26 protein-coding genes and 1 tRNA gene are annotated in these 25,544 nt (G+C 59.0%); 11 read left to right on the forward strand and 16 right to left on the reverse strand.

Translation table 11 applies throughout. From position 1 onward, the window contains the following. Complete coding sequence (locus tag FE702_RS00595; RefSeq protein WP_147124279.1) at positions 1-882, forward strand: intradiol ring-cleavage dioxygenase; 882 nt, start codon at positions 1-3, stop codon at positions 880-882. Further along, positions 879-1,706: a 3-oxoadipate:acetyl-CoA acetyltransferase gene (locus FE702_RS00600; protein WP_147124280.1), complete on the forward strand. Its 828-nt coding sequence runs from the start codon at positions 879-881 to the stop codon at positions 1,704-1,706. Before FE702_RS00595 ends, FE702_RS00600 begins: the two co-directional genes overlap by 4 nt. A 202-nt stretch (positions 1,707-1,908) precedes the next feature. Here the strand turns inward: FE702_RS00600 and FE702_RS00605 are convergent. Next, positions 1,909-1,982, reverse strand: a tRNA-Cys gene (locus FE702_RS00605). A 183-nt stretch (positions 1,983-2,165) separates the two neighbouring features. Between FE702_RS00605 and FE702_RS00610 the strand changes: the two genes are divergently transcribed. The 3 genes from FE702_RS00610 (at position 2,166) to FE702_RS00620 (ending at position 5,473) form a co-directional block, all read left to right on the forward strand. Continuing rightward, entirely contained in the window at positions 2,166-2,819 is a 654-nt protein-coding gene (locus tag FE702_RS00610; protein ID WP_147124281.1) for a protein-L-isoaspartate O-methyltransferase family protein, read from the forward strand. Positions 2,820-2,942: 123 nt separating this feature from the next. After that, positions 2,943-4,265: a TolC family outer membrane protein gene (locus tag FE702_RS00615; protein WP_255449535.1), complete on the forward strand. Its 1,323-nt coding sequence runs from the start codon at positions 2,943-2,945 to the stop codon at positions 4,263-4,265. A gap of 71 nt (positions 4,266-4,336) precedes the next feature. Further along, positions 4,337-5,473, forward strand: coding sequence for a hypothetical protein (locus tag FE702_RS00620; protein ID WP_147124283.1), 1,137 nt, complete (start codon positions 4,337-4,339; stop codon positions 5,471-5,473). On the opposite strand, the gene FE702_RS00625 is transcribed toward FE702_RS00620, so the two are convergent. Then, positions 5,466-6,926 (reverse strand): cobyric acid synthase, encoded by a 1,461-nt coding sequence (locus tag FE702_RS00625; protein ID WP_147124284.1) that lies wholly within the window; start codon positions 6,924-6,926, stop codon positions 5,466-5,468. The genes FE702_RS00620 and FE702_RS00625 overlap by 8 nt on opposite strands. A 50-nt stretch (positions 6,927-6,976) precedes the next feature. Between FE702_RS00625 and FE702_RS00630 the strand changes: the two genes are divergently transcribed. After that, a complete protein-coding gene (locus FE702_RS00630) occupies positions 6,977-7,546 on the forward strand; it encodes a cobalamin biosynthesis protein CobQ (protein ID WP_147124285.1) in 570 nt (189 codons plus the stop codon). Between the two features lie 57 nt (positions 7,547-7,603). Here FE702_RS00630 and FE702_RS00635 read toward each other — a convergent pair whose 3' ends face one another. Next, positions 7,604-7,915 carry a DUF6280 family protein gene (locus FE702_RS00635; RefSeq protein ID WP_147124286.1) on the reverse strand — a complete coding sequence of 104 codons (312 nt, stop codon included), beginning with the start codon at positions 7,913-7,915 and terminating at the stop codon, positions 7,604-7,606. A gap of 213 nt (positions 7,916-8,128) precedes the next feature. Between FE702_RS00635 and efp the strand changes: the two genes are divergently transcribed. Then, the gene (efp, locus tag FE702_RS00640; RefSeq protein WP_147124287.1) at positions 8,129-8,692 is read left to right on the forward strand and encodes an elongation factor P; all 564 of its coding nucleotides are present in this window, start codon (positions 8,129-8,131) and stop codon (positions 8,690-8,692) included. A gap of 56 nt (positions 8,693-8,748) precedes the next feature. On the opposite strand, the gene ygfZ is transcribed toward efp, so the two are convergent. Further along, positions 8,749-9,480 (reverse strand): CAF17-like 4Fe-4S cluster assembly/insertion protein YgfZ, encoded by a 732-nt coding sequence (ygfZ, locus tag FE702_RS00645; protein ID WP_147124288.1) that lies wholly within the window; start codon positions 9,478-9,480, stop codon positions 8,749-8,751. Positions 9,481-9,537: 57 nt separating this feature from the next. On the opposite strand from ygfZ, the gene FE702_RS00650 reads away from it, so the two are divergent. Then, positions 9,538-10,227, forward strand: coding sequence for a TIGR04283 family arsenosugar biosynthesis glycosyltransferase (locus FE702_RS00650; RefSeq protein ID WP_147124289.1), 690 nt, complete (start codon positions 9,538-9,540; stop codon positions 10,225-10,227). On the opposite strand, the gene FE702_RS00655 is transcribed toward FE702_RS00650, so the two are convergent. Next, the gene (locus FE702_RS00655) at positions 10,224-10,907 is read right to left on the reverse strand and encodes a tyrosine-protein phosphatase (RefSeq protein WP_147124290.1); all 684 of its coding nucleotides are present in this window, start codon (positions 10,905-10,907) and stop codon (positions 10,224-10,226) included. The two genes, FE702_RS00650 and FE702_RS00655, sit on opposite strands and share 4 nt — an antisense overlap. 123 nt (positions 10,908-11,030) lie before the next feature. On the opposite strand from FE702_RS00655, the gene FE702_RS00660 reads away from it, so the two are divergent. Then, on the forward strand, positions 11,031-12,266 hold the full coding sequence (locus FE702_RS00660) for a pyridoxal-phosphate-dependent aminotransferase family protein (RefSeq protein WP_147124291.1): 1,236 nt from the start codon (positions 11,031-11,033) through the stop codon (positions 12,264-12,266). Here FE702_RS00660 and FE702_RS18490 read toward each other — a convergent pair. From FE702_RS18490 to FE702_RS00675, 4 genes are all read right to left on the reverse strand, one after another. Beyond that, a complete protein-coding gene (locus FE702_RS18490) occupies positions 12,252-12,428 on the reverse strand; it encodes a hypothetical protein (RefSeq protein ID WP_186826944.1) in 177 nt (58 codons plus the stop codon). The genes FE702_RS00660 and FE702_RS18490 overlap by 15 nt on opposite strands. Before the next feature lie 217 nt (positions 12,429-12,645). Further along, positions 12,646-15,798, reverse strand: a complete 3,153-nt coding sequence (locus FE702_RS00665) for a valine--tRNA ligase (RefSeq protein ID WP_147124292.1) — start codon at positions 15,796-15,798, stop codon at positions 12,646-12,648. A gap of 222 nt (positions 15,799-16,020) precedes the next feature. Further along, on the reverse strand, positions 16,021-17,076 hold the full coding sequence (locus tag FE702_RS00670) for a T6SS phospholipase effector Tle1-like catalytic domain-containing protein (RefSeq protein ID WP_147124293.1): 1,056 nt from the start codon (positions 17,074-17,076) through the stop codon (positions 16,021-16,023). Then, complete coding sequence (locus FE702_RS00675; protein WP_147124294.1) at positions 17,063-19,360, reverse strand: xanthine dehydrogenase family protein molybdopterin-binding subunit; 2,298 nt, start codon at positions 19,358-19,360, stop codon at positions 17,063-17,065. The genes FE702_RS00670 and FE702_RS00675 overlap by 14 nt, the downstream gene beginning before the upstream one ends. 251 nt (positions 19,361-19,611) lie before the next feature. Between FE702_RS00675 and FE702_RS00680 the strand changes: the two genes are divergently transcribed. Further along, the gene (locus FE702_RS00680) at positions 19,612-20,208 is read left to right on the forward strand and encodes an HD domain-containing protein (protein ID WP_147124295.1); all 597 of its coding nucleotides are present in this window, start codon (positions 19,612-19,614) and stop codon (positions 20,206-20,208) included. A 7-nt stretch (positions 20,209-20,215) separates the two neighbouring features. Next, a complete protein-coding gene (locus FE702_RS00685; RefSeq protein ID WP_147124296.1) occupies positions 20,216-20,623 on the forward strand; it encodes a nuclear transport factor 2 family protein in 408 nt (135 codons plus the stop codon). Positions 20,624-20,632: 9 nt separating this feature from the next. Here the strand turns inward: FE702_RS00685 and FE702_RS00690 are convergent, their stop codons facing one another. The 7 genes from FE702_RS00690 to FE702_RS00720 all read right to left on the reverse strand — a co-directional run bounded on the left by FE702_RS00690 (position 20,633) and on the right by FE702_RS00720 (position 25,534). Then, positions 20,633-21,037, reverse strand: a complete 405-nt coding sequence (locus tag FE702_RS00690) for a DoxX family protein (protein WP_255449536.1) — start codon at positions 21,035-21,037, stop codon at positions 20,633-20,635. A gap of 65 nt (positions 21,038-21,102) precedes the next feature. Beyond that, positions 21,103-21,654 (reverse strand): fasciclin domain-containing protein, encoded by a 552-nt coding sequence (locus FE702_RS00695; RefSeq protein ID WP_147124297.1) that lies wholly within the window; start codon positions 21,652-21,654, stop codon positions 21,103-21,105. Between the two features lie 74 nt (positions 21,655-21,728). Beyond that, positions 21,729-22,433: an anti-sigma factor gene (locus FE702_RS00700; RefSeq protein ID WP_147124298.1), complete on the reverse strand. Its 705-nt coding sequence runs from the start codon at positions 22,431-22,433 to the stop codon at positions 21,729-21,731. Beyond that, positions 22,430-22,972, reverse strand: coding sequence for a sigma-70 family RNA polymerase sigma factor (locus FE702_RS00705; RefSeq protein WP_147124299.1), 543 nt, complete (start codon positions 22,970-22,972; stop codon positions 22,430-22,432). Before FE702_RS00705 ends, FE702_RS00700 begins: the two co-directional genes overlap by 4 nt. Positions 22,973-23,098: 126 nt before the next feature. Next, complete coding sequence (locus FE702_RS00710) at positions 23,099-23,950, reverse strand: DUF4394 domain-containing protein (protein WP_147124300.1); 852 nt, start codon at positions 23,948-23,950, stop codon at positions 23,099-23,101. Between the two features lie 110 nt (positions 23,951-24,060). Further along, positions 24,061-24,540 carry a PaaI family thioesterase gene (locus FE702_RS00715; RefSeq protein WP_147124301.1) on the reverse strand — a complete coding sequence of 160 codons (480 nt, stop codon included), beginning with the start codon at positions 24,538-24,540 and terminating at the stop codon, positions 24,061-24,063. 64 nt (positions 24,541-24,604) lie between these two features. Then, positions 24,605-25,534, reverse strand: coding sequence for a methylenetetrahydrofolate reductase (locus FE702_RS00720; RefSeq protein WP_147124302.1), 930 nt, complete (start codon positions 25,532-25,534; stop codon positions 24,605-24,607). Positions 25,535-25,544 lie beyond the last annotated feature (10 nt).

Consider the following 25,544-nt stretch of genomic DNA (forward strand, 5'->3'; position numbering starts at 1 on the left):
ATGACCAGCAACGAGCAAGGCTATTTCACCGAGGAAAACTCGGCAGATGTCGTCATCAGCCGCAACGCAGAGGCCAAGGACGCCCGCCTTGCCGAGGTGATGGCGGCGATTACCAAACACCTGCACGCAGCGGTCAAAGAGATCGAGCCGACGCAGGAAGAATGGTTCGAGGCGATCCAGTTTCTGACCAAGGTCGGCCACATGTGCGATGACTGGCGTCAGGAATTCATCCTGCTGAGCGACAGTCTGGGTGTGTCGATGCTTGTCGATGCGATCAACAATCGCAAACCGTCAGGGGCGTCTGAATCCACCGTCCTTGGCCCGTTTCACGTGCCTGATGCGCCCGAGCTTCCGATGGGGGCGGATATTTGCCTTGACCAAAAGGGCGAACCGATGCTGGTTAAAGGGCGGATCTTAGGGACCGACGGCAATCCCATCGACGCGGCCAAGATTGATGTCTGGCAGGCAAATGATGAAGGTTTCTACGACGTTCAGCAAAAGGGATTGCAGCCAGATTTCAATTTGCGCGGCGTCTTTCGCACTGGCGCGGATGGCAGCTATCACTTCAAGGGCGTAAAGCCGAAATTCTATCCGATCCCGGCGGACGGACCGGTTGGACAGTTGCTCGACAAACTCGGGCGGCACCCATATCGGCCCGCTCATCTGCATTACATCCTTGAAGCCGACGGGTATGAAACGTTGATCACGCATATCTTTGATCCCGACGACCCCTACATTCACTCTGATGCGGTTTTCGGCGTGAAAGAGAGCCTCTTGGCGAAGTTCGACCTGATCGAAGATCCCGCCAAAATCGCCGAAGAGGGATTTGAGGGGCCGTATTACGAGGTAATCCATGATTTCGTTCTGGCGCCCGCGTCATGAGCAATCCGTGCATCATCTGTGTGGCGATCACCGGCAGTCTGCCCCGCAAGTCAGATAATCCGGCCGTCCCGATCACAGTCAGCGAACAGATCGAGAGCACCCACGCCGCCTTTGAGGCCGGTGCCACGATTGTGCATGCCCATGTCCGCAACGATGATGAAACCCCGTCCAGCGATCCGGACAGATTTGCGACGTTGAAAGAGGGGATCGAAGCCCACTGTCCGGGCATGATCATTCAGTTCTCGACTGGCGGTCGCTCAGGTGCAGGCAAGACGCGCGGCGGCATGCTGCCGCTCCGGCCCGATATGGCGTCCCTTTCCGTTGGTTCGAACAATTTCCCAACCCGGGTTTATGAAAACCCACCTGATCTGGTGGAGTGGCTCGCGGCGGAAATGGTGAGCCATGGTGTCAAGCCCGAGATCGAGGCCTTTGACCTGTCGCATATCCTGCAAGCAGCAGCGATGCATGAGCGCGGTCAGATCAAGGATCTGCCGTATGTTCAGTTCGTGATGGGCGTGAAGAATGCAATGCCAGCGGACAAGCATGTCTTTGATTTCTATGTCCAAACCGTCAAACGCCTGTTCGGTGACGATGCGCCATGGTGCGCCGCAGGCATCGGTCCCAATCAAATTGTCCTCAACGAATGGTCCGTCGCCGCAGGCGGTCACGCCCGCACCGGGCTCGAAGACAATGTGCGCTTGGATAAGACTACACTTGCCCCCTCGAACGCAGCCCTTGTCCAACGCACCGTTGACATCTGCGCCCAACACAACCGCCCCGTCGCATCCCCCCAAGAGGCTCGTTCGATTTTGGGTTTGGTCTGACGCCGGTTGGGCTTTCTCTGGATTGGACGTGTCTTAGGGACGCAGACCTCACCCGAACGCCGCGAAAGGGCAAAGACCGCACGACTGTTTACGCTTGCAAAATGCTGCGCTGGCCCGCTGAACATCGTGGAATGCGCAACCCTGCGATTATGGACCTGATGATCCGCTTCGAAAAATCCGAATAGCACTCTTGCTGGATTGTTGGAGGCGAGTACCGGAATCGAACCGGTGTACACGGATTTGCAATCCGCTGCGTCACCACTCCGCCAACTCGCCGTCCCAGTGTGGTGTTGCGTGGTTAGGCCGGGGCGGGCGGGGCGTCAAGGGGGATGGCGCGTTGTGGGGGACTTGTTCGGCGCGGGACGAAAGCACGCGGTGAAAACAGGGTGAGGTCCATTGAAGGAAGGGCGATCTTGTGCCAATGCTTTTGCCAAAGTCTGCACTGCGAGTCCTTGCCCCATGATCGATTATGTCGCCCGCCGCACAACCATGGTTGATACCCAGGTGCGGCCTTCGGATGTCACCAAGCTGCCTATCATTGACGCGTTGCTGACCGTCAGACGTGAGGCGTTCGTTCCCGACGCGCTGCGCGATGCGGCCTATATGGGCGAGCATATCGAGCTTGAGCGTGACCGAGTCGTCCTTGATGCGCGCACATTTTCAAAGCTGCTGGACGCGATCGATATCCAGGCCAACGAACTGGTGCTCGATATTGGCTGTGGTCTTGGCTATTCGACTGCTGTGCTTGGTCGTTTGGGACAGGCCGTCATCGGTGTCGAAGACGACGAGGGGCGTGCCAAGGAGGCGGAAACCCTGCTGGCCGAGGAAACCATCGATAACGCCGTGATCGTGAACGCCGCCCTGACCGATGGCGCGCTAGAACACGCGCCGTTTGATGTCATCGTCATTGAAGGCGCTGTGCAAAGCATTCCTGCAACACTTTGCGACCAACTGGCTGAAGGTGGGCGTATTGCAGCGATTTTTGCCGAAGGTTCCCTTGGCGTGGCGCGCGTTGGATACAAGATTGACGGAGAGGTCTCGTGGCGGGACGCTTTCAATGCGATGGCGCCCGTCCTGCCGGGCTTCGAACAGGAAGTTGCCTTTAGTCTGTGATGGCCGGTCTTCGGCACGGTCACAGGCCAACAAAGAGCCCCTGAATGACGGGGCCGGGATGAATTGGGGATGATCATGTCGCGCGGCGCTGGAAAACGAATTTGGTTGGCATTTGCATTTGGGGTGACAACCGCCCTTGCACCGGTCGCCGCCACGGCAGAGTCGCTGGCCGACGCCCTTGTCGGCGCCTACAATCACTCCGGTTTGCTGGATCAAAACCGCGCCCTGTTGCGCGCCGCTGACGAGGACGTGGCACAGGCGGTGGCAACACTGCGTCCGGTTTGGACCTATACTGCGCAACTGCGGCACACGATCCCTGACCGCGGCGCTGCCAGCACAACACGCTCATTTGAGATCGGGATGGAGTGGCTGCTATTTAACGGCGGTCAACGTGAGTTGCGGATAGAAGAGCTTAAGGAAACGGTGCTTGCGACTCGCCAGGATCTGATCGCCGTTGAGCAAACCTTGCTGGGTGATGCGGTCGATGCCTACATGGATGTCCGCTCGGCCGCCGAGTTTGTGCAATTGCGCAAGAACAACGTCCGAGTGATCACCGAAGAACTGCGCGCGGCCCGCGACAGATTTGACGTTGGTGAGGTCACTCGCACCGACGTGGCGCTTGCAGAAAGCAGGTTGGCGCAGGCGCGCAGCGGTCTGGCCGGAGCGGAAGGTACATTGGCGCGCAGCGTTGCCACCTATCGCAATGTGATCGGGCGCGCGCCCGGCAGCCTGGTCCAGCCACGCAGCCTGCCGGCTTTGCCAGCTTCCGTTGCCAAGGCCCGCGCGATTGCGCATCGCTCGCACCCTGATCTACTGGCTGTTCGCCATGCGGCTGCCGCAGCCGAGCTGGCCGTTTTGCGTGCTCAGGCGTCATTGAACCCAAGCCTGACGCTTTCCGGCGGACGCACGTTTGAACCCGACGAAGAGAGCAATAGCATAGGTTTGCGCCTCAGCGGCCCGATCAGCAGTGGTGGGCAAATTCGCTCGCAAATCAGACAGGTTGAGGCACGCCGTGACTCGGCCTTGGCCCGCATTCACGTGACGCGCCATCTTATCGATCAGAACATCGAATTCGCCTACGCAAACCTGGCCGTTGCCCGTGCCAGCCGCGAAGCGTCCGAGCGCCAGATCCGCGCAGCGCGGGTTGCGTTCCGGGGCGTTCGCGAAGAGGCGACGCTGGGCGCGCGGACCACGCTTGATGTGCTGGATGCAGAACAGGATTTGTTGGATGCGCAGACCAACTTGGTCCAGTCGGTGACTGACGAATTCAAAGCCGCCTACAGTGTGCTAGAGGCGGCTGGCCTGCTGACGGCGACCTATCTGAAGCTCGGTGTGCAGCAATACGATCCGGTCGCCTATTACAACAGCGTCAAGGATGCTCCCAACGCGATCAGCGAGCAGGGCAAGGCATTGGAACGCGTGTTGCAATCCATCGGCAAGAACTGACAATCCTCGCTATCTGTTGTGCGGAATCGCCGATTTCGCTAAAGCTGTGGTGAGGCAATGAGTGGTACGGCATGTCCGATCCGGTAACAAACGTTGAAATCGAGGACGTCCTGTCCTCAATTCGTAGGCTCGTGTCCGAGGACACGCGTGCGGCAAACCCAGATCATGCGCCATCTGCGGCACCTGTGCGCCCGCCAGAGGCGTTGGTTTTGACGCAGGAGCACCGCGTGGTGGAAGCGCCTGCACCAGCTGCGCAGGTGTCAGAGACCGCCCGCAGCATCGTTAAGTCTTCGACCCGGCTGGAGTTAGAGCGTGCAATCGCAGAGCTCGAAGCGGCAGTCGGTCTTGAGGACGCGGCCACCACGACCGAAGAACATTCGGAGCATGATGAGACCTCATACGAAGATGATCTTGATTGGGACGCTCCAATTGGCCGCGCGGTAGATGGCACGCCGTCTGATGCGGAGTTTCAGGCCGCTGACGACGTGGAAGCCGATGCCGAGCAAGCGGGTGAAGACGCCGGAGAGCCAGAAACGTCCGACGCCGAAGCCGTTGAAGACGCGGAGGAGGTTTGGGCCGACGCCGATGACAATCCACGCATCGACGAGCCTGCTGACGAAACAATCGTCGAGGAAGAGGACGCTTCCGACGCGCAGACCGCCGAGGTTGAAGCGGATTCTGAGACGTATGCACTCGATACAGAAACGAGCACCGACGGTTCCGAGGATCTTTCTGCGGAAGAGTTCTTTGCCGATGCGGCCACCGATGGCGGCTTAGCGCCGGAAGATGCACTGGAAGACGACGAGCCAGAGCAACAGGTGAGCGTGGAGGTATCCTCTGTAGGTGACGCATCTGGCGCGGCTGAGCCGTCTGATATCCCGCGATCAGATCCGATTGTGACACCGTTCTTGCGGCAACGGCGCGAGCCCGATCCGGTTGAAAGCACTGAATATGTCGCGTTTGTCGAAGATACGTCGGACGATCACGGCGGCGTAGCGCATGACCCGTTTGATGACGAATACCTGGAAGACAGCGTCAACGATCCATTTGCCGAACAGGTGATCGACGAGGCTATGCTGCGCGATCTGGTTGCCGATATCGTGCGCCAAGAACTTCAGGGTGAGCTTGGCGAACGCATTACGCGCAATGTCCGCAAGCTTGTCCGCCGTGAGATCAATCGCGCCTTGGCTGGTCAGGACTTTATCTAGCGATCACATTGCCAGCGGTTTCGAGCAGCTTTGGCAGGTCCAGATGGGTCTCCATGTGGCGTGCCAATGTGTCCAGCGCACGATCCACGCTGTCTTCAAAATTCTCCAACTGTGACGCACTTCCAAGCTCTTGCAGGAATGCGGCGCGGAATGCATCGCCCGCGAATAAACCATGCAGATAGCATCCGCGGATACGGCCAGTTGCATCGGCTGCGCCCTCCGGGCGGCCATCAACGCTGAGCCATGCGCGCGCACAATCGGGGCCGTCGGAGCGTCCGATATGAATTTCATAGCCATGGACACGTGTGCCTGAGGCGAGATGGATCGCATTGGACAGGGCGAGCCGTTTGTGCGGGATCATGTGCGTCACCACGTCAAGAAGCTCTAGACCAGCAACCTCTCCGGGTGGTCCTTCGATACCATCGGCATCAATGATTTTTTTGCCCAGCATCTGATAGCCGCCGCAGATGCCAAGCACGTGGCCGCCGCGTCGGACATGCGCCAGAAGATCGATATCCCATCCTTGTGTCCGGAAATCTGCAAGATCCGAAATGGTCGATTTTGACCCGGGGATCAGAACAAGATCGGCGTCGCCGGGCAGGGGGCGTCCGGGTGAGATGATGTCTACCGTGACGCCGGGCTCGGATGACAGTGGATCCAAATCATCAAAATTCGCAATCCGTGAAAGCTTGGGAACGGCTATCTTGAACGCTCCGTCGCCGCCGCCGGAAATGTCCAGCACGTCTTCAGCCGGAAGACGCCACGCCTCTTGGAACCACGGCAGGATGCCCACCGGTGCCCAATTGGTCCGCTTGGCAATTTCGATCATCCCATCGTCAAACAAGCTGGTATCGCCGCGAAATTTGTTGATGCCAAAGCTTGTGATCCGTGACGCGTCCTCAGGTGGCAAAATGACGTGCGTCCCAACCAGTTGGGCGATCACGCCGCCGCGGTCGATATCCCCGAAAAGGCACACGGGCACATCTGCCGCCTCGGCAAAACCCATATTCGCGATGTCGCCCGCCCGCAGGTTCACCTCCGCCGGGCTTCCCGCGCCTTCGACGATGACCCAGTCCACCTGGCTTGCCAGCCGATGAAAGCTTTCCAGAACCTTCGACAGAAGTTGCGGTTTCAACCGGGCATAGTCTCGTGCCTTGGCCGTTGTCAGCCGTTGGCCCTGTACGATGACCTGCGCCCCGATTTCGCTCTCTGGTTTGAGCAATACCGGGTTCATATCCGTGGTGGTGGCCCGCCGCGCTGCGCGGGCCTGAAGCGCCTGTGCGCGGCCGATCTCACCTCCGTCCTCGGTGACGGCGGCATTGTTCGACATGTTCTGTGGTTTGAACGGGGCGACCGTGAACCCTTGATTGGACAGGTATCTGCACAGACCCGCCACGATCATGGATTTCCCAACATTTGATCCAGCCCCCTGAATCATAAGTGCCTTGGCCATCAAAGCATCCTCCCGTTAGGGTCATCTAAACCGGCAAGGGAACCGCCACAATGAACACTCCGGCACATTTGTTGCTTGGCGCAGCTGCTTTTGGAAAGGTCGCGCAACCGCGTGTGACGGCGGCGGCGGTCGTTGGGGCATTATTGCCTGATTTGTCGCTCTACTTGATGGGGGCCTACGCGTTTTTTGTGCTGGGCCTATCGCCACAGGTGGTTTTTGGAGAGCTTTATTTCAGCGATGCATGGCAACAGGTCTTTGCCATCGACAATTCATTCGTCCTTTGGGGCTTGGCTTTGGCCGTAGCGATCTGGACTCGCACCGCTTGGGCCATTGCCCTGTGCGGATCAGCGCTGTTGCACATTGCGTTTGATTTTCCACTGCATGCAGATGATGCGCGGATGCATTTTTGGCCGCTCACCGATTGGAAATTTCATTCACCGGTTTCTTACTGGGAAACGTCCAGAGGCGGAGCCGTGATCGGTGCGATTGAAATGCTCTTTGTCGTGGTGCTGGCGGTCATTCTGCTGATCCGGCACAGTCATTGGACATGGCGCGTCGGGTTCGGGACGCTGGCGACTTTGCAGGTCGCACCGTTTTTCGTGTGGGGTCTGTTTTTCTGACCAGACAAACAAAAAGACGCGCCCCAAAGGGACGCGCCAAACAAAAACTGGGTCAGATCAGGCCGCTTCGGCCTGTTGACGGCGTTCACTCTCTTCGCGGCTCAGCGCCACCGAGGTGCGCACACCTTTGCCCACAAAATCCATCAAACCTTCGACCACACGCTCGTTGGGGTCGATCCCGGCGCAGGAGAGCACCTCACGGCCGTCGCGCGAGCGCGCCCAGCGTGCGATTTGCTCAGGGCCATTGCCATATTTCTTGTCATCGGCAATAGCGTCATCCAAGGCAGCCAGCACAACAGCCGCAAACAGTTTGCGGGCTCGGTTGCCTTGTTCGTTGTTGAATGCAGTTCCGTCGACGAAGTCTTTCATCGGGTTTCCTTTATTCTTGCTCTTGCATCTTTCGGCGTCCCGCCCTTATGGCGGAGTTTTTCCGATTCGGGTGTCCGATTTTGGAATGGCTGCCATGTGTCGCATGCATAGCTCTGCCACCCTCAGATCAAGATACGCTGCCTTGTCACGCATACCATGGCCAGATATAGGAACGGCCAAATCTTCTTCAACCTTTTGCCAAAGTTTTGCCACATGCCAAAAATCAACGGTAACGAGATCAAGATCGGGAATGTCCTCGAACATAACGGCGGCCTATGGTCGGCGGTGAAGGTCGATCACGTGAAGCCCGGCAAGGGCGGAGCCTTCGCCCAGGTGGAACTTCGCAACCTGCGCAATGGTTCCAAACTGAACGAACGCTTCCGGTCTGCGGATAAGGTCGAACGCGTGCGTTTGGAACAAAAAGATCAGCAGTTTTTGTATGAAACTGATGGCATGTTGGTCTTTATGGACATGGAGACGTTCGAACAGATCGAACTTTCGGCAGACATCCTGGGCGACCGCCGCCCGTTCTTGCAGGACGGAATGACGGTTCAGATCGAATACTACGAAGCCGAGGCGCTGAATGCGACGGTCCCGCAAAAGGTGACCTGCAAAATCGTCGAGACAGAGCCAGTGGTCAAAGGTCAGACCGCCGCCAACAGCTTTAAGCCAGCCATCCTTGATAACGGCGTAAAGGTCATGGTGCCGCCCTTCGTTGGTCAGGATGAGATGATCGTCGTGAACACCGAAACAATGGAATACTCGGAACGCGCCTGATCCGAGCAATGCGGTTTCCCGGACGTGATCCGGGACACCGCCCTTTCAAACAATCATCACCGCTCTAGCACCGTGACCGGCGTTCCATCCGCCTGAGCGGCCTCTGTCATGCGGTCAAATCGCACGTAAGCAAGCCCTTCGTTGCCAACCACGCTGTGCAGGGTGCCGGCCTCTTTGTCTCCGACCGTGATTGGCGTCCCGGCCTCCGCATGGCCCTCAATGGACACCTTGGCGAGGCCCTTACGCAGTTCGGTCTTGTGTTTCATGCGCGCCGTCACCTCCTGACCGACATAGCAGCCCTTTTTGAAGTCGACGCCATTCAACCGCTCAAACCCCATCTCAAGGATGTAGCTGTCCGGTCCAAGTTCCGCGCCAAATTCCGGGACGATGGCCGCTACGCGGCGCGCGTCCCAATCCTCTAGCGCGAGGTCCTCATCGCCATAGGCCCGCCACCCCAAGGATGGGTGCCGGGGGTCGGCAAACGCGCCTGCAGGGGCCTCGCCGACGCCCTGCGCAACCTTTCGTTCGTCCCAGTCGAGGGCTACGTCAGCGCGCAGTTTGTACATCATCAATCGCTGCGCGAGGCCATCGGCCAAGCCGGCATCCACATCTATCAAGACGCCATCGCCATCTGGCACCACAAAGAAATCTGCAAGGTATTTGCCCTGCGGCGTCAGGATAGCCGCATAAACCAACCCATCGGCCAACTTGGCCATATCGTTTGTGATCAGTCCTTGAAGAAAGCTGACATGGTCGGCTCCCGAGACTCGGATCAGACGGCGTGGCATTTCGGTTCTCCCGTTCTGTACGTTCCTGACATATAGCGGCCAAGCAGGAGGAAAAAGATGCGCGCACCGCTTTCCATCGTGATCCCAACGCTGAACTCTGAATCAGAGCTGCCAGCGACGCTGGCGTGCCTGATGGAAGGGCTGGCTGATGGATTGATCCGTGAGGTGATCATCACCGATGGTGGATCAACAGACACGACCGCGACCATTGCAGAGAGTGCAGGGGCGCTGTGGATTGCCGGACCAGCGGGACGCGGCGGACAATTGCGACGTGGTGCCGAGGCTGCGCAGGGGGAGTGGCTCTTGTTTCTTCATGCGGACACGCATCTGTCGCCGGGATGGGCAGAGGCAGCGCGGGGCGCTATCGACACGCCCCTTGCATCCCGGTCTGCTGGCTATTTTCGGCTACGCTTTCGGGCCAAGGGCTTTTGGCCGGCCTTTGTGGCCGCGTGGGCCAATCTGCGCAGTCGGGTGTTCAAGCTGCCGTATGGCGATCAGGGGCTTTTGATCGCACGGCCGGATTATGACGCGGCGGGTGGCTATGATGACATTCCACTTATGGAGGACGTCGCCTTGGCCCGTCGTTTGCCAAGGGTCGCAGAATTGGATGCAGAGGCTGCCACCAGCGCTGAACGGTATGCCCAATCAGGGTGGGTACGTCGTGGCGCGCGGAACATTTGGACGCTGACGCGTTATTTCATGGGCGCTGACCCGAAGCGATTGGCGCAAGCTTACAGGCGTCGCTAGACGCGCCCGACCTTGGCGTCGTAGGATTTCTGAAGCGCTTTTCGATTGTACTGGGTTTGAAACCATTCCTCGATCCCGATCCCGGTTTCCTGTCGGTCGGCATCGTAGGCTTCGAGGATATAGTCACAGATCCCAGTGTTCTTGTTGTTCAGGTGCATGTAGCGCCACGACAGGTGGGCGCGTGCCTCTTCGATGGTGCCACCTGCCCACATGACATAAATCGCTGACGCCAAACCGGCGCGGTCTGCGCCGGATTTGCAATGCATGACCCACGGTTTTGGCAAAGTGCGGAAATGCTCAAAAAGCTGCAGGAACTGGTTCTTGTGACTGGCTTCGCGCGCGTTCAGGCGCACGGTCTCAAAGGTCATGCCAAGTTCGTCGGCGGCCTCTTTTTCAAGCGCATAAAAGGCCTGCGGCGAAGGTCCACGCAAGCTAAGGATCGATTTGATACCTTGGTTCGCCCATGCGCGCACACGGCGCGGCCCTGGCTGATTGGCCCGGTAGACTCCGTCGCCAACCCGGTCAAAATTCGTCCAGAGCCAGCGCAGAAATGCGTGATCGAACACATGGAAGAACAGATAGGCGCGCCAACGTGCGCCGGGCTTGCTCAGGTCTCCGTCGAAAGAGCGGCGGGCATTGCGGTCCCATGTCCGAAGGGCATTCCAGAGGCGAGACAGCATTCAAGACTTTCAAGCAGGTTCAAGACTGGACTGTGTCTATGCATGCAGGCCGCGCGATACAAGATTTGACGCCGCGCCGCAGTCGAAATACCTCGCAGTGAGCATTTAACGTCGCGAGGGACCATGACGCAGCAAAAGCCCGGCAAATCTCAGCTCAGTTTGTCGAATGGACGCCACTATCTGGCTATTCCGGGTCCGTCTGTGATGCCGGATCGTGTCTTGCAGGCGATGCACAGAGCCGCGCCGAATATCTACACCGGAGACCTGATCGATTTGACCCATTCAATCGTGCCGGATCTCAAGGCCATCGCCGGCACACGACATGACGTGGCGATGTATATCGCCAACGGGCATGGCGCGTGGGAGGCGGCCGTGTCGAATACCTTGTCGCGGGGCGACAAGGTTCTGGTGCTTGCGACCGGGCGATTTGCCATCGGCTGGGCCGAGATGGCCCGCATGATGGGCGTCGAGTGCGATATCATTGATTTTGGAAAGCGCGATACGATTGACTTGAACCGCGTCGAAGACGCGCTGCGGGCGGATAGCGCGCAGGCCTACAAGGCCGTTCTTGCCGTTCAGGTGGACACATCGACATCCGTGCGCAACGATATTTCGGCATTGCGGGGCGCGCTGGATGCAGCACGGCATCCCGCCTTGCTTATGGTCGACTGTATTGCCTGTCTGGGATGCGACGCGTTCGAAATGGATGCGTGGGGCGTGGATGTCATGGTCACCGGCTGCCAAAAAGGGCTGATGACGCCGCCCGGAATGTCATTTGTGTTCTTTAACGACAAAGCCGACGCCGCACGTGAAACCGCCCGGAATGTCAGCCACTATTGGGATTGGCGGCCGCGGGTAAACCCCGAAGAATACTACATGTTTTTCGATGGCACGGCGCCTACGCACCATCTTTATGGGTTGCGTGAGGCGTTGGACATGATCGCGGAAGAGGGATTGGACAACGTTCTGACCCGACACAAGGTGCTGGCGCAGGCTGTGTGGGCGGCCTTTGAAACATGGGCCCAAACCGGTCCGATCGAGTTGAATATTCAAGAGGCGGCTTTGCGGTCACATGCGGTGACATCCGTACGGATCGGTTCGCCCAGCGGTACTGCGCTGCGCGATTGGATGTCACAGCAAGCGGGCGTGACGCTGGGTATCGGTCTTGGCATGGCTCCGCCCGGAGACCCGGCATGGCATGGATTTTTCCGTGTGGGACATATGGGGCATGTGAATGCGCATATGGTGCTGGGCACCCTCGCAACGCTTGAGGCCGGTCTGCTAGCGCTTGATATCCCGCATGCGCCGGGCGGTGTGGCCGCTGCTGCAAAGGTGGTGGCTAGCTCAGGTGCGGCGTAGCGCCTTGATGGCGTAGTCCATGGCAAGCGCAATCAAAAGCACCCAGCTGATGCCCCATGAGGCGAGGATCACCCAGAATGCCATGAAAGTCTGCACACCAGCGCACCACAGAAACGCGTTGGTGTAATTCGGGGCAGAAGGTGCTTGGGGCCGAGTGCTCATACTGTGATGGTAGCGAGCCAAAACTGAACGCCAAGAAAATTTTGCGTGCGGAGCCTGTGAAGGTGCCGCCCGCCTCCCTCTTCGGTCCTGCGGACCTGTGACCAGAGGGAGCGCCGCCAGCGGCGGCGCAAGGGGCTCTGCCCCTTGGACCCCGGAGTATTTGCAAAACATAGAAGGTGAGGAGCGGCGCCTAACAGGTTGGCGAAGCTTTGATTTTTCAGTTCACTTCGGCGAGGCGATCGAGCGCGTCCTGAAGTTTGGAACGTTCCTCATTGCGGTCTGCGAGGTTACCGCGCGCTTCTTCCACCACTTCTGGAGGGGCGGATGCGGCGAATTTCGGGTTATTGACCCGACTTTCCAGACCTTTGATTTCCTTGTCGAGCTTTGCCAGCGACTTGGTGAGGCGCGCATGTTCGGCTGCGACGTCGATGATATCGGCCAGCGGCAACCCGAAGGTGGCACCGGGTGCGGCCACGGTGACGGCACCTTTTGGCATGTCATCGGCCACACTCAGAGCCTCTATCCGCGCCATCCGTGAAATCAGCGACCAGTTGGTCTTGAGCGCGTTTTCGGCAACCGGATCGGCCTGGGTCTGAACCAGCGGGATTTGCGCGCTGGCGGGCACGTTCATCTGGGCGCGGGCCGAGCGAATGTTTTCGATCAGCGTGATCGTCCAGTTCATCTCGGTATCTGCGGCGGGATCAATCAGCGCAGTTGTATAGGATGGCCAATCGGTAACGGCCAACATGTTCGAGCGGCTGCGATTGCCCCAAAGCTCTTCGGTGATGAAGGGCATCATTGGGTGCAGCAGGATCAGGCATTGGTCGAGGACCCAAGCCATTGTCTCTTGGGTTTCCTGCTTGGTCGCGTCGTCGGCAAAGAGGGGTTTGGCGAACTCGACATACCAGTCGCAGACCTTGCCCCAGACAAATGCATAGAGCGCCTGTGCGGCGTCATTGAAGCGATAGGCTTTAAGCGCCTCATCTACCGTTTGCAGGACGCGAGCCGTTTCGCCGATGATCCAGCGGTTCGCTGTGGCGGTGGCTGTTGGCAAGGCGGGCGTGTCGATGTCAAAGACACCGTTCATTTCGGCAAAGCGATGCGCGTTCCAGATTTTGGTGCCAAAGTTCCGGTAGCCAGCGATACGCTGGACGTCGAGTTTCAGCACGCCGCCAAGAGCGGCCATCGCGGCAGAGGAGAACCGCAGCGCGTCCGCGCCGTATTCGTCGATGATCTCAAGCGGGTCGATGACATTGCCGGTGGATTTGGACATTTTCTTGCCCTTCGCATCCCGCACGAGGCCGTGCAGGTAGACGTTGGTGAAGGGGACCTCGTCCACGACGGCAAGTTGCATCATCATCATCCGGGCGACCCAGAAAAAGAGGATGTCCTGACCAGTGATCAGGTCGTTGGTCGGGAAGTATTTGGCAAGCTCTGGCGTGTCCTCGGGCCAGCCGAGGGTACCGATGGGCCAGAGGCCGGAGGAGAACCAGGTGTCGAGGACGTCGGGGTCGCGCCAGACTGGATAAACCAAGCCAGTTGGGTCTTGTGACACCTCATACTCCGCCAGTGACTGTGCCAGTGCCGCAAGCGCGTCGTCGCGGCTATCGACTTCGATCACGCGCGCGTGGTTCAGCGGTGTTGGCAAGTCCGCCAGCACATCATTGAATTTGGGTGCTGCGTCATCGAAGCTGGCTGCGCAATGGAAAGCTTCGTCGCCGGGTGGGATGGCCTGGGCCGCCAAGAGGCGCATCATTTCGACCAGATCCAGCGCGCCGTCGCCTTCGTCATCGCGGAAGGTTTTGCCGGTCAGGTCAAGACCATACCAAACCGGGATCTGATGCCCCCACCACAATTGGCGTGAGACGCACCATGGCTCGATGTTTTCCAGCCAGTGGAAATACACCTTGCGGTCGCTCTCGGGGATGATCGTGGTGCGGCCGGTGCGAACAGCATCCAGCGCGGGTTCGACGATCTTGGCGGTGTCCACGAACCATTGGTCGGTCAGCATGGGTTCGATGACGACTTTCGAGCGGTCGCCGAAGGGCTGCATGATCAGTTTGGCTTCCACCAGCGGAACTGCGGCTGCGGTTTCGCCCTCTGCAGTTTTCGGGCGTTTGCCGCCAAGGCGGGCGTCGTCTTCGGTCGTCATGACTGCGAGACCCTCTGCCGTGATGGCGGCAACGATTTTCTCGCGCGCCTCCATGCGGTCGAGGCCGCGATATTCGTCGGGGACCAGGTTGATCTGGTCGATCTCCGCCTCGGACGGCATGTCGACCGCACCAGCGGCTTTGGCGCGGGCCAGTTCGCCAGCCTTGGTCGCGCTGTCCTCATAGGACAATCCATCGGCGCGCATCGCTGCCTTGGTGTCCATCAGACGGTAAAGCGGGATGTCGTTGCGGGTGGCGACACCGTAGTCGTTGAAATCGTGCGCACCGGTGATCTTGACCGCGCCCGAGCCAAAATCCGGATCGGGATACTCGTCGGTGATGATCGGGATCAGGCGGCGATGTTCCTTGGGCCCGACAGGGATTTCGCACAGCTGGCCCACGATGGGTGAATAACGTTCGTCGGATGGGTGCACGGCAACCGCGCCGTCGCCCAGCATGGTTTCAGGCCGCGTCGTGGCGATCGAGATGTAGTCGCGTTCCTCTTCGAGGATCACATTTCCGTCTTCGTCTTTCTCGACATAGGTGTAGGTCGCGCCGCCTGCGAGCGGATATTTGAAGTGCCACATGTGGCCTGCGACTTCGGTATTCTCCACTTCGAGGTCGGAGATCGCAGTTTCAAAATGTGGGTCCCAGTTCACGAGGCGTTTGCCGCGGTAGATCAGGCCCTTGCTATACATCTCGACAAAGACTTTGATCACCGCGTCGTGGAAATTGCCGCCAGCTTCATCCGCGGGCGCACCCGGCGCGCCGGACATGGTGAACGCTGTGCGATCAAAGTCACAGGATGCGCCGAGACGTTTGAGCTGGTTGATGATGGTGCCGCCGGATTGCGCCTTCCATTCCCAGACTTTCTCAAGGAATTTTTCACGTCCCAACTCGGTGCGGGACGGCTCTTGGTTTTTGGCCAATTCGCGCTCGACAACCATTTGGGTCGCGATGCCTGCGTGGTCCGTGCCCGGCTGCCATAGGGTGTCGAAGCCGCGCATCCGATGCCAGCGGATCAGGATGTCCTGCAACGTGTTGTTGAAGGCGTGGCCCACGTGCAGAACGCCGGTGACGTTCGGCGGTGGGATCATGATGCAATACGTAGAGGCTTCCGGCTTGGCGTTGGCGCCGGCCTTGAAGCAGCCTGCTGCCTGCCATGCCTCGAAAAGGCGGGTTTCAGCTTCGCTTGCGTTGAAGGTCTTTTCCATTGGCATCGGGGTCGCCTCGTACATCGGTTTGTGTGGCGTCTTAGCGGGTTGAGGTGGGGGTTTGAAGGGGGCCGTTTGGCGTGTTGTTCATGAGACCCCGCATCAGGGTCCGGGGCTCAGGTTTAAATGGGTCGTTTCGCGTCCCGGGCTTGATCCGCGACCTCGTTGTGGGGGTATCGCGCTGAATATCGAGGCCCCGGGTCAAGCCCGGGGCGAGGATTATTGGCCCTAGGCTGTGAGGCGCTCTTTCACGCTGACCTTCACATGCGGCTCCAACGTCTCGTGCAGGCGCTCGGACCTGTCCTGTCCGACCTTGCGGGGCCAGCGGGCGAAGAAAAAGCGTGCCCAGCCGGTCCAACCGCCGATGGATGGTGCGTTTGGGTCGGTCGGAAAACCGCTTTTCCAGTCGTCTGGCAAAGGAAGCCCGTGTTCTGACAAGCGATCGAAAATCCAGATGAACGGGATATTCGACAGCGGTCGGGCGTAGTCGCGACCGTTTAACTGACCGCCGATATCGGCATGGGTGCCACGGAACCAGACCTGTTCAAGGCGTCCGTTCCACCCGGGCTGGGTGTCCCAAAGCACGGGTGCATAGGCCCGTCGCGTTTCATTGTAGGCAAGCGCGTGAAAGCCCGCGCGCACATGGTGGCCAAGATCGTGATCGTGAAAGCCATGCAGCCGGTTAGCGATGATCCAAAAGACCGGCAGTCGCAGACCAAGCGCCTTGACCGTGTCCCAGACGGCGATGGCCTCGATCTGAACGTTTTCGTGGCAGCGATTGTCGCGAAACGCGGCGATCTCTTGTTGCCGGTTCGGGTTGCAGTAGAGTTGATAGACCTTGTTTTCGTTGCGCTGTGTCGCGCGGTCCCGTTTCAACAAGCCGACGCGCCCGATGATGCCTGAGAGCGAACGGACGGCATAGGCTCCACGCGAATAACCTATGAGCCAGATCCGGTCTCCGGGTCGGTAGTTGGATGCGAGCCACCCATACGCGCGTTGGATCTGGCTGCCGATGCCGTTGCCGGTCATGACCGCCAGAGTATCTCTCCAGCCGTCCCATTGCAGGCCAGCCTCGTAATAAAGTGCCAGAGACTTGCCACGTTGGCCGCGCAAAAGCTTGCAGGCGAGACCAGCATTGGTCTCGCAGCCCTCGTCCAGTGTCGAAAGCGTACCGTCAAGGATCACGACGAGATCACGGGGACCTCGTTTTGGGGGCGGCGCGGGGATTTCCTCGCGCCGGAAGGCTCGACCGAGCCATGAAAAGATGCGGTCAGGCAGCCGCATCCGCTTTGGCGTTCTGGATCATTTCCCACACGCGTAGCGGTGTGAAGGGCATGTCGACTCTGGTCACACCAACCTCGGACAGGGCATCCAGGGTCGCGTTGGAAACTGCCGCTAGCGCACCCACGGTGCCTGCCTCGCCGCAGCCTTTCATGCCCATCGGGTTATAGAGGCTCGGGGTGCCTTCGGTCGTGAAGTCGATCATGGGCATATTGTCCGCGCGCGGCAGGCCATAGTCCATGAACGATGCTGTGAGCAGTTGACCGTCTTCGTCAAACACAACGTGTTCGGTGATCGCCTGACCGATGCCCTGCGCGACACCGCCGTGGATCTGACCTTCGACCAGCATGGGGTTGATCAGATTGCCGAAATCGTCGGTTACGGTATAGCGGACAACCTCTGTCACACCGGTTTCCGGGTCGATTTCGACCTCGGCCACATGGGCTCCGTTGGGGAAGGACCGATTGTCCAGCTTGATCGTGGCCGAGACGTCGAGCAGGTCATCGCGGCCGTGTTCCCGCGCCAGATCAGCGACTTCGAGCATCGTTGGCGTCAGGTTCGAGCCTGGGATGCGGAAGCGTTCGTCGTCAAAGCTGATATCGGTGGCAGACGCACCTTCGAGCTCGGCAAGGAAGGCGGTGAAGCCTTCGATCATTTTATCGACATTCGCGAGCGTCGCGGTGTTTTGGACGGTGACAGAGCGTGACCCGCCAGTGCCGCCGCCAGATGGGATGGCGTCGCTGTCGCCTTGGACCAACTCGATCCGCTCCATCGGGATTCCCGTATGGTCTGACAAGAACGAGGCAAAGACCGTCTCGTGTCCCTGACCGTTTGATTGCGTTCCGACAAAAAGCTTTGCGCCGCCATTTTCAAAGACGACACGGGTGGTTTCATCCGGCGCGCCCAGGATGCTTTCGATATAGTAGCACAGACCCTGACCCAGCAGCTTGCCACGTTTCGCAGCTTCGGCTTTGCGAGCCGGGAAACCGGCCTTGTCACACTCGGCCTCGACCCGTGCCAGCACCTTGGCGAATTCGCCCACATCATAGGGCTGTTCGGTGACGGTGGTGTAGGGGAACGCGTCTGGTCGGATGAAATTCTTGCGGCGCAGGTCCCAAGGATCGACGCCCAGTTCGCGGGCCGCGTGGTCGATCAGACGTTCGAGCACATAAATCGCCTCGGGGCGTCCTGCACCACGGTAGGCGTCCACGGGCGTGGTATTGGTGTAGGTCCCAACAACATTCATGTAGCCGGCAGGCACATCATAGGTTCCGGTCAGAACCTTGGAGAACAGTTCGGTCTGGATGAACTGTGCGAAGCCTGAATTGTAAGCGCCGAGATTGCAGTGGGTTTTCAGGCGGTAGGCGGTGATCTTGTGGTCGGCGTCGAATGCGAATTCGGCGAGTGAGACCAGATCGCGGCCCGCATTGTCAGACATCATGGATTCGCCGCGTTCCGCGAACCAGCGCACGGGTTGGCCCAGCGTGCGTGCGGCAAAGGCGATGGCGAGGTCCTCTGGGTAGGTCATCGCCTTCATGCCGAAACCGCCGCCAACGTCTGGGTTGGTGACGCGGACGTCGTCCTTGGACATGTTCAGGTACTTGGCGATCGCGGATTTTGGGTTCCAGACGCCTTGACCCGAGATGTTCACATGCAGACGGCCCTCAACAGGTTCGGCCCAGACGGCACGCGCCTCCATCGAGGTTGCGATGACGCGGTTGTCCTCGACCTCAAGGCTGACAGTATGTGCAGCTGCGTCAAAGGCGGCATTCGTGGCAGCTTCATCGCCAAGGCCCCAATCAAAGGCCTGATTGTTCGGGGCTTCGTCGTGGATCGCCGTGCCACCGGGCTTTTGACCAAGGTGAACAGGACGCTCGTCAAAATCGACCTCGATCATCTCGGCGGCATCGCGGGCGGCGTTCAGGTTTGTCGCGACGATCAAGGCGATGGTTTCACCGACAAAGCGCACGCGGCCCTCGGCGAGCGTCGGGCGGCGGGGTTTGGCTCCCTTGGTCCCGTCCCGATTGGTGACCGCAGCTCCGCTGCAATCGCCGGTCACGCCCGCTTTGTTCAGGTCGTCGGCTGTAAAGATGGCGACAACGCCATCCATTTCAGCAGCATCTGACGTATCGAGCGTAGTGATATCCGCATGCGCCACCTGCGAGCGCAGGAAATACCCGTACAGCGCGTTTTCAGGGGCGATGTCGTCGCTATACCGACCCTGGCCGGTGAGGAAACGTACATCTTCAACCCGTTTGACGGGCTGGGCTTTTCCGAACTTGTCCATGGATACCTCGCATTGGGCTAGGTGGTCTTGTCGACTTTGCTCGGACACTAGCGGCGAAAGTGGCGGTGTCTAGGGGGGCAGTTGACTGTCCTACGCGACGTGATCGGCGAGCACATGTCCTGCGCGCAGCCGAGGACCGGGCATCCAAAGAGGATTACGCGCCAACTGATTACAGGGACGGGCCTATTCCCTTGTTTGCAGCGCGCGGTTTAAACTCTTGCAAAATGTCGACACACAGGGACGCATGCCGCATGCAACAGGTCAAATTCACCGCCATGAAGGACGGCGACAAGGAAGACTATGATCTGCTGCATCCGTTGGAGGTCGAGTATGCCAGCGGGACAGCGGATCGGTTGCTGACGGCACTTGTGTCGCTGGATGAAAGCCTGTCAGGATATCAAATCACGCGGCTTGGCCATTCGCTGCAATCGGCCACGCGGGCCGAGCGGGATGGCGCGGATACAGACTGGATCGTATCGGCGCTGTTGCACGACATCGGCGACATTTTTGCGCCGTACAATCACGATGAATACGCGGCCACGATTCTGAAACCATTTGTGCGGGAGCAATGCACATGGGTCGTCGAAAAGCATGGCGATTTTCAAATGTTGTATTACGGGCACCATGTCGGCGGGGATCGGCACAAACGCGACCAGTGGGCGGGGCACCCCTATTTTGACGATTGCGCGGTGTTTTGCGAACGCTGGGATCAGGCGTCGTTTGATCCAGACTACGATACGCAGCCGATCGCGCATTTTGCGGATCGTGTGCGTGAGGTGTTCGCGCGGCAGCCCTATGATCCATCCGTGATCCGGGTGGGTGAGCGCGAACCGTTGGTTATTGGATAAACGCGCCATGCCTGTGGTATCAGAGGCGCTTCGGATCGGGTTAGAGTTTATCCAGCGCTACAATGACTGTTTTTACCGCAAAGATCTGGCTGGCTTGCAGGAATTGTACGCGGCAGATGCCTTTGTCGGGTTCTGGGACAATCATCCGGATTGCGATGCAATTGATCTGAGTGATCACCTTGATGCGGTCGGGGCATTTTTTGCCAAGGGCAAGACGACAGAGTCAGGCGGTGTCGAACCGTTGATTATTGAAGATGCGCGCGCGCGTCGAACGGGTGATGGTCTTATCGTGACGGCGATGCTGCGCTACGCTTCAGCGCCGCGTCCGGGGGTGCGAAGCACGTTTGTCTTGGTGCGCAAGGTAGACGTTTGGCAGGCGGCGCACATTCACCATTCTTTCGATCCGAATGAATAGCTCTGTGGGTCAGCGGTTGCTGCGTCCTGCTGCCTGAGACAGGGCAAAACACCCGCCCGCGATGGCCCAGTTCTTGATCATGATCGACATCTGCCAAGGGTCGTCTGGCACATAGTGAAACGCACTGGTGATCAGGCAATAGGCTGCAAGGGCACGGGCAGTTGGGCGGATGTGAAGATTGACGATCAGGAACACCGCAGCGACGGCGTTAAAGATCAAAGCGGGCCAGATCAGCCCGATCGGTAATCCAAAGCCAGACAAAAGGGCCTGAGCCGGGTCGGGGTTCAGGCCCTTTTGAATGGCGCCGGCGAAAAACAGCAGGGCGAACAGCACACGCCCTGCTGTCAATTCCAGACGATCGATCAAACTCGGGTCAGTACGGGACTGGGACTGACCGGATGGGGGTGTAAGCATGATGATCGCCTGAGAATAAAAGGGCAGGTCCGCGCTTGCGGCATCGGACCTGCCAAGGTGTGCGGTTACTTGGGGACAAGAACCGCATCAACAACGTGGATCACGCCGTTCGATTGATCGACATCGGCGATGGTCACACGTCCTGCGTTGCCGCTTTCGTCATAGATCCAGACACTGTTGCCCACGACCTTGGCCGACAGGGCGTCGCCTGAGACTGCATTGAAGTGGTAGAAGCCATCTGACGAGGCCTGAGCCTGACGGGCGATTTCGGCGGCGGACCAGTCACCGGCCACGACGTGAGCGGTCAGGACCTTGACCAGCATGTCCTTGTTTTCTGGCTTCAGCAGCGTATCGACTGTGCCTTCTGGCAATTCTGCGAAGGCCGCGTTGACCGGTGCAAACACTGTGAAGGGACCTGGGCTTTGCAGCGTTTCCACCAGACCGGCAGCTTGAACAGCAGCAACCAAGGTTGTGTGATCTGCCGAATTCACCGCGTTTTCTACGATGTTCTTCGTTTCGAACATGGCTGCGCCGCCGACCATTGGGTTTTCGGCGAATGCGACTGTTGCGATGCTGGCTGCAAGGGATGCGGCGGCAATTTTTGCTGCAAAGTTCATGTGTCTCTCCTTTTGGTTTTCCGCCCCGTTGAGGCGGTGACATCAGGAGCCACGAATGCGCGTTTCAAAAAGTTTCAGCTGGCGCGAAATAATTTTGCATCAAAGAATTCATCGGTCGCAAGAATGCTGCCGGTCGGTGCGCCTGTGGGTGATCCACCAGCGGGTTCGTCGGACACCGCAAGGATGCCACCGTCGATCAAAGCTGCAATTTCAGGCGTGATTTCAAACAGGCTTTCTTCGGTCGTCGAGATGACACCGAGCGATACCGGGGCAGGGGCATCCGCGCCGATGACCCAAAGCTCAAAGTCGCGGCCTGCTGCTGGGCTGCCCTGTTCAGGGATCACTTTGAACAGGTTGCCGTCCGGAGCATAGCCCGCTTCGATATGCACCGCACCGTCCGCCGACATGAGCGTTGCATGAAGTGTCGGGTTGAACTCAGGCCCGCGTAGAATTGGTACAATCATAAAGAACACCACAAAGGCCGCAGTGGCCAAAAGTGGTAGGGCGATCCAGCCCCAGAAGCCGCGCAGTCGCGACGCCGGCGCTGTATGCCCCAGACGGTCCTGAATGTTGGATTTGACATGGGCCTGAGGGAACGCCTCTGGCAGGTCATCGGCGAGCGTGGCGAATTCTGCCTCCCAGAATTGAACCTGCGCACGCAGGGCCGCGTCTTCGTCAAGGCGCGCCTCGAATTCCCGCTCTTCCGCTGGGGTGAGCAGGCGCAGGACGTATTCAGCCGCGAGGGCGTCGTCGTCTCGTATGTCTTGCGCGTCGCTCATCGCGAGAGGCACTCCTTCAAAGATAGCAGGCTGCGACGCAGCCACGTTCGCATGGTATTCAGCGGCACGTCGAAACGATCCGCCAGAGTTTGATAAGTTGCGCCGTCAAGATAGGCGGCGCGGACAGCCTCGGCGCGGTCGGCAGGCAATTCATCAAAACAGACGCTGATACGCCGTTGTTCGGAGGTTGCGATGCTGACGGCCTCTGGGCCGGGTGATTTTTCGATCAGGTCTGCGGTTGCGTCGAGATCGACATCATCTGTGCGGCGGGCGCGCAGGCGATCAATCGACAGGTTCCGCGCTACGGTGATCAGCCACGTCATCGGGCTGTGTCCGGTGACGGCATAGCGGTCTGCCTTGTTCCAGATGCGGATGTAGACATCCTGAAGGGCGTCTTCGGCTTCGGACCGGTTCTTCAGAACCCGAAGGCACACTGCGAACAACTTGCCGCTGGTGGCATCATAAAGCGCCGAAAAGGCCACCCGATCTCCGAGTGACACCTTAGATATTAGCTCTTCTATGTCTGCCCGGGTTGTCATGTATCTGGATTACTTCAGTCTTGAACTACACCTTCTCAAATTCGTGACACAGGCAGGCCCAAACAGCAACAACACGCCGTCCGGAACCTGCCCTAAACTACACCACTCGCTACCTACCCTTGTGACTTACGAGCCAAGCGACGCGGCAAATCCGGTAAAGCCGCCCATGCCCAGATCAGCTTCAAGCATTGCTGCACCGGTCGACAGATCGATGGAATAAAGCCCAGCCGTCTCGGCGCCTTCCAGTTGCAGGATCGCCATGGCCATGTCTTCGCCTTCGGCTGCTGAGACGATGTCAAAGCCGCCCATCGGAGCAAGGTCGACCGGCGCACCGTCGACAGTGATTTTGCCAATGGTTTCCAGTGTCCCTGCGTTGTTGGCCAAGCTGACCAGCGTGTCGGTCTGTGCATCGAGCGCGTATTGGAACGTGCTCTCTGCGGTCATGCCGTTGATCGCGTTCGTATAGGCGTTGGCAAAGATCATCGGCGTCGTGCCTGCCATGCTGTCGCCGTCGGCATAGGCCAGATCGGTAAAGCGGCGCACGGAGCCTGCGCGGTCATCATTGTCGCCGAAGCCTTCCGGGAAATAGACAAGGTTGTCGCCGCCGGACGTCACGGCGCGCACAGCGTCGATGGCGTTATTGAAATCAAAGGCGACCATCTTGTCGTCACCGATCATGGTGCCGTCCATAAAGTCTGCGTTCAGATCAGTCATGGTGCCGGACATCGGGTCGATCGTTGCGATCATCCCGTCCGAAAAGCCCAGCAATTCGCCCGTGACAGGACGCCATGCGATGGCTTTCAATGGCGCGTCGAGGTCAAAGGTCATCACGTCGCCCGGCATGCTGATATCTGCCATGACAACAAGCGTTGCACCGTCATTGGCCAACGCGTAGCCCGACACTTTGGCATGTCCTGCCGCAAATGCGGAGGTGGCGGTCAAAGCCAGAAGCGACGTCGCAAGAAGCTGGGTTTTCATGATGTGTCCTTTCGATTTGATCGGTTTGCACACAGATGTCTGCGCGCTCTGACCAAAGCCACGAGAGGACCGCGGAAAGAGTTTCACCGGCGCGAAAACTTTTTCCGATATCAGTCGATTTGCATGATCAGGCAGGTGGTCGAGCCGGTGGCATAAAGCTTGCCATCTTGGGCTCCGCGGATTTCACCCGTGGCCACGCCGGTCGAGCGACCTGCATGATCGACACGACCATCGGCCAGGATTTCCATGCCGACGGGCAAGTTGCGTGTGATGTTGATCTTGTATTCCAGCGTTGTGTAGATCGACCCCTTTGGCACCGTGGTCATCACCGCGCAGGCCATACAACTATCCAGAAGCGTCCCGTACCAACCGCCATGAACGGTGCCCATCGGATTGGTATGTGCGAAGGCGGGCGTGCCGCGAAAGACAACGCGGCCCGGTTCTACAAGATCGACGTGGTAATCAAGCACACCCGATATCGGAGGGTGGCTGATCGTGCCGTCGCGCACGCCTTCCATGAAGGCGAGACCCGACATTGAGAGCAGGACGTCGCGCGTTGGAAGGTCATCTGGCGATTGAGCAATAAACATGGTCGTGGCCTTGGTTGTACAGGGCCACGCTAATTGCGGGGTGTACCGCCTCTCAAGTCTCGCGTCACGCGACGTTGCGGAACGTATCGCTTGCGATTTTTTGCGCCGGACAGCCCAAGGCACGCAGAACGTCGCGGGTCAGGTCCGGGCGATTGAGCGTGTAGAAATGCAGATGGTCGACCCCTTCGTCACGCAGGTCGCTGCACAGTTCCGTCGCGTGGGCGAGCGCGAAAAGGTCATGGCGGTCATCGCGGGCGGCGGTTTCAAACCCGGCTGCGATGTCATCGGGAACGGGTGTGCCGCAACGCACGGCAAAGCGTTCGACCTGTTTCCAGCTATGCACCGGCAGGATCCCGGGGACGATTGGTGCGGTGATCCCTGCCGCTGCGCACGCATCGCGGAAGCGCAGAAAGGTGTCGGCCTTGAAGAAAAACTGGGTGATCGCCGTCGACGCACCTGCATCGATCTTGGCCTTGAGCCAGTCAATATTTGCGGATGGGTTCGCAGCATCGGGATGACAGTCGGGATACGCGCCGGCGTGAACCTCGAAGCCACGTTTGGCCAGAGCCTCGATCAGGGTAATGGAAGAGCCAAAACCATGGGGATGCGGCGTGAAGGGGCCGCCGTCTGGCATATCGCCCCGCAAGGCCACGATCTTGTTTACGCCAGCGGCCATGTAACGATCCGCGACCGCCAAGGTATCGTCACGTGATGCACCCACACAGGTAAGGTGCGCAGCCACGTCTGTGCCTTGGCTTTGCAATGTCTCTACCGTTTCATGAGTCAGGTCACGGGTAGTTCCGCCCGCGCCGTAGGTGACAGAAACGTGTGCAGGCGCAAACGGGGAAAGCGCCTGCACAGCCTCCCATAACCGGAAGGAGGCCTGCAAATCGCGAGGCGGGAAGTATTCGAACGACAGCTTGACCGGAGGTGCCGCAGGAGCCGGGGTAGGCCGCTGCGGCAAAGACACGGGTGGGTTCGAATGGCGAGACATCACAAGCTCC

It is taken from the genome of Shimia ponticola (assembly GCF_007995215.1).
GTDB lineage: Bacteria > Pseudomonadota > Alphaproteobacteria > Rhodobacterales > Rhodobacteraceae > Shimia_B > Shimia_B ponticola.

Bases quoted from the DNA above. Each gene is read 5' to 3' on its own strand.
- FE702_RS00595 (WP_147124279.1), top strand. From the start codon at position 1: ATGACCAGCAACGAGCAAGGCTATTTCACCGAGGAAAACTCGGCAGAT.
- FE702_RS00600 (WP_147124280.1), top strand. From the start codon at position 879: ATGAGCAATCCGTGCATCATCTGTGTGGCGATCACCGGCAGTCTGCCC.
- FE702_RS00610 (WP_147124281.1), top strand. From the start codon at position 2,166: ATGATCGATTATGTCGCCCGCCGCACAACCATGGTTGATACCCAGGTG.
- FE702_RS00620 (WP_147124283.1), top strand. From the start codon at position 4,337: ATGTCCGATCCGGTAACAAACGTTGAAATCGAGGACGTCCTGTCCTCA.
- FE702_RS00625 (WP_147124284.1), bottom strand. From the start codon at position 6,926: ATGGCCAAGGCACTTATGATTCAGGGGGCTGGATCAAATGTTGGGAAA.
- FE702_RS00630 (WP_147124285.1), top strand. From the start codon at position 6,977: ATGAACACTCCGGCACATTTGTTGCTTGGCGCAGCTGCTTTTGGAAAG.
- FE702_RS00635 (WP_147124286.1), bottom strand. From the start codon at position 7,915: ATGAAAGACTTCGTCGACGGAACTGCATTCAACAACGAACAAGGCAAC.
- efp (WP_147124287.1), top strand. From the start codon at position 8,129: ATGCCAAAAATCAACGGTAACGAGATCAAGATCGGGAATGTCCTCGAA.
- ygfZ (WP_147124288.1), bottom strand. From the start codon at position 9,480: ATGCCACGCCGTCTGATCCGAGTCTCGGGAGCCGACCATGTCAGCTTT.
- FE702_RS00650 (WP_147124289.1), top strand. From the start codon at position 9,538: ATGCGCGCACCGCTTTCCATCGTGATCCCAACGCTGAACTCTGAATCA.
- FE702_RS00655 (WP_147124290.1), bottom strand. From the start codon at position 10,907: ATGCTGTCTCGCCTCTGGAATGCCCTTCGGACATGGGACCGCAATGCC.
- FE702_RS00660 (WP_147124291.1), top strand. From the start codon at position 11,031: ATGACGCAGCAAAAGCCCGGCAAATCTCAGCTCAGTTTGTCGAATGGA.
- FE702_RS18490 (WP_186826944.1), bottom strand. From the start codon at position 12,428: ATGAGCACTCGGCCCCAAGCACCTTCTGCCCCGAATTACACCAACGCG.
- FE702_RS00665 (WP_147124292.1), bottom strand. From the start codon at position 15,798: ATGCCAATGGAAAAGACCTTCAACGCAAGCGAAGCTGAAACCCGCCTT.
- FE702_RS00670 (WP_147124293.1), bottom strand. From the start codon at position 17,076: ATGCGGCTGCCTGACCGCATCTTTTCATGGCTCGGTCGAGCCTTCCGG.
- FE702_RS00675 (WP_147124294.1), bottom strand. From the start codon at position 19,360: ATGGACAAGTTCGGAAAAGCCCAGCCCGTCAAACGGGTTGAAGATGTA.
- FE702_RS00680 (WP_147124295.1), top strand. From the start codon at position 19,612: ATGCAACAGGTCAAATTCACCGCCATGAAGGACGGCGACAAGGAAGAC.
- FE702_RS00685 (WP_147124296.1), top strand. From the start codon at position 20,216: ATGCCTGTGGTATCAGAGGCGCTTCGGATCGGGTTAGAGTTTATCCAG.
- FE702_RS00690 (WP_255449536.1), bottom strand. From the start codon at position 21,037: ATGCTTACACCCCCATCCGGTCAGTCCCAGTCCCGTACTGACCCGAGT.
- FE702_RS00695 (WP_147124297.1), bottom strand. From the start codon at position 21,654: ATGAACTTTGCAGCAAAAATTGCCGCCGCATCCCTTGCAGCCAGCATC.
- FE702_RS00700 (WP_147124298.1), bottom strand. From the start codon at position 22,433: ATGAGCGACGCGCAAGACATACGAGACGACGACGCCCTCGCGGCTGAA.
- FE702_RS00705 (WP_147124299.1), bottom strand. From the start codon at position 22,972: ATGACAACCCGGGCAGACATAGAAGAGCTAATATCTAAGGTGTCACTC.
- FE702_RS00710 (WP_147124300.1), bottom strand. From the start codon at position 23,950: ATGAAAACCCAGCTTCTTGCGACGTCGCTTCTGGCTTTGACCGCCACC.
- FE702_RS00715 (WP_147124301.1), bottom strand. From the start codon at position 24,540: ATGTTTATTGCTCAATCGCCAGATGACCTTCCAACGCGCGACGTCCTG.
- FE702_RS00720 (WP_147124302.1), bottom strand. From the start codon at position 25,534: ATGTCTCGCCATTCGAACCCACCCGTGTCTTTGCCGCAGCGGCCTACC.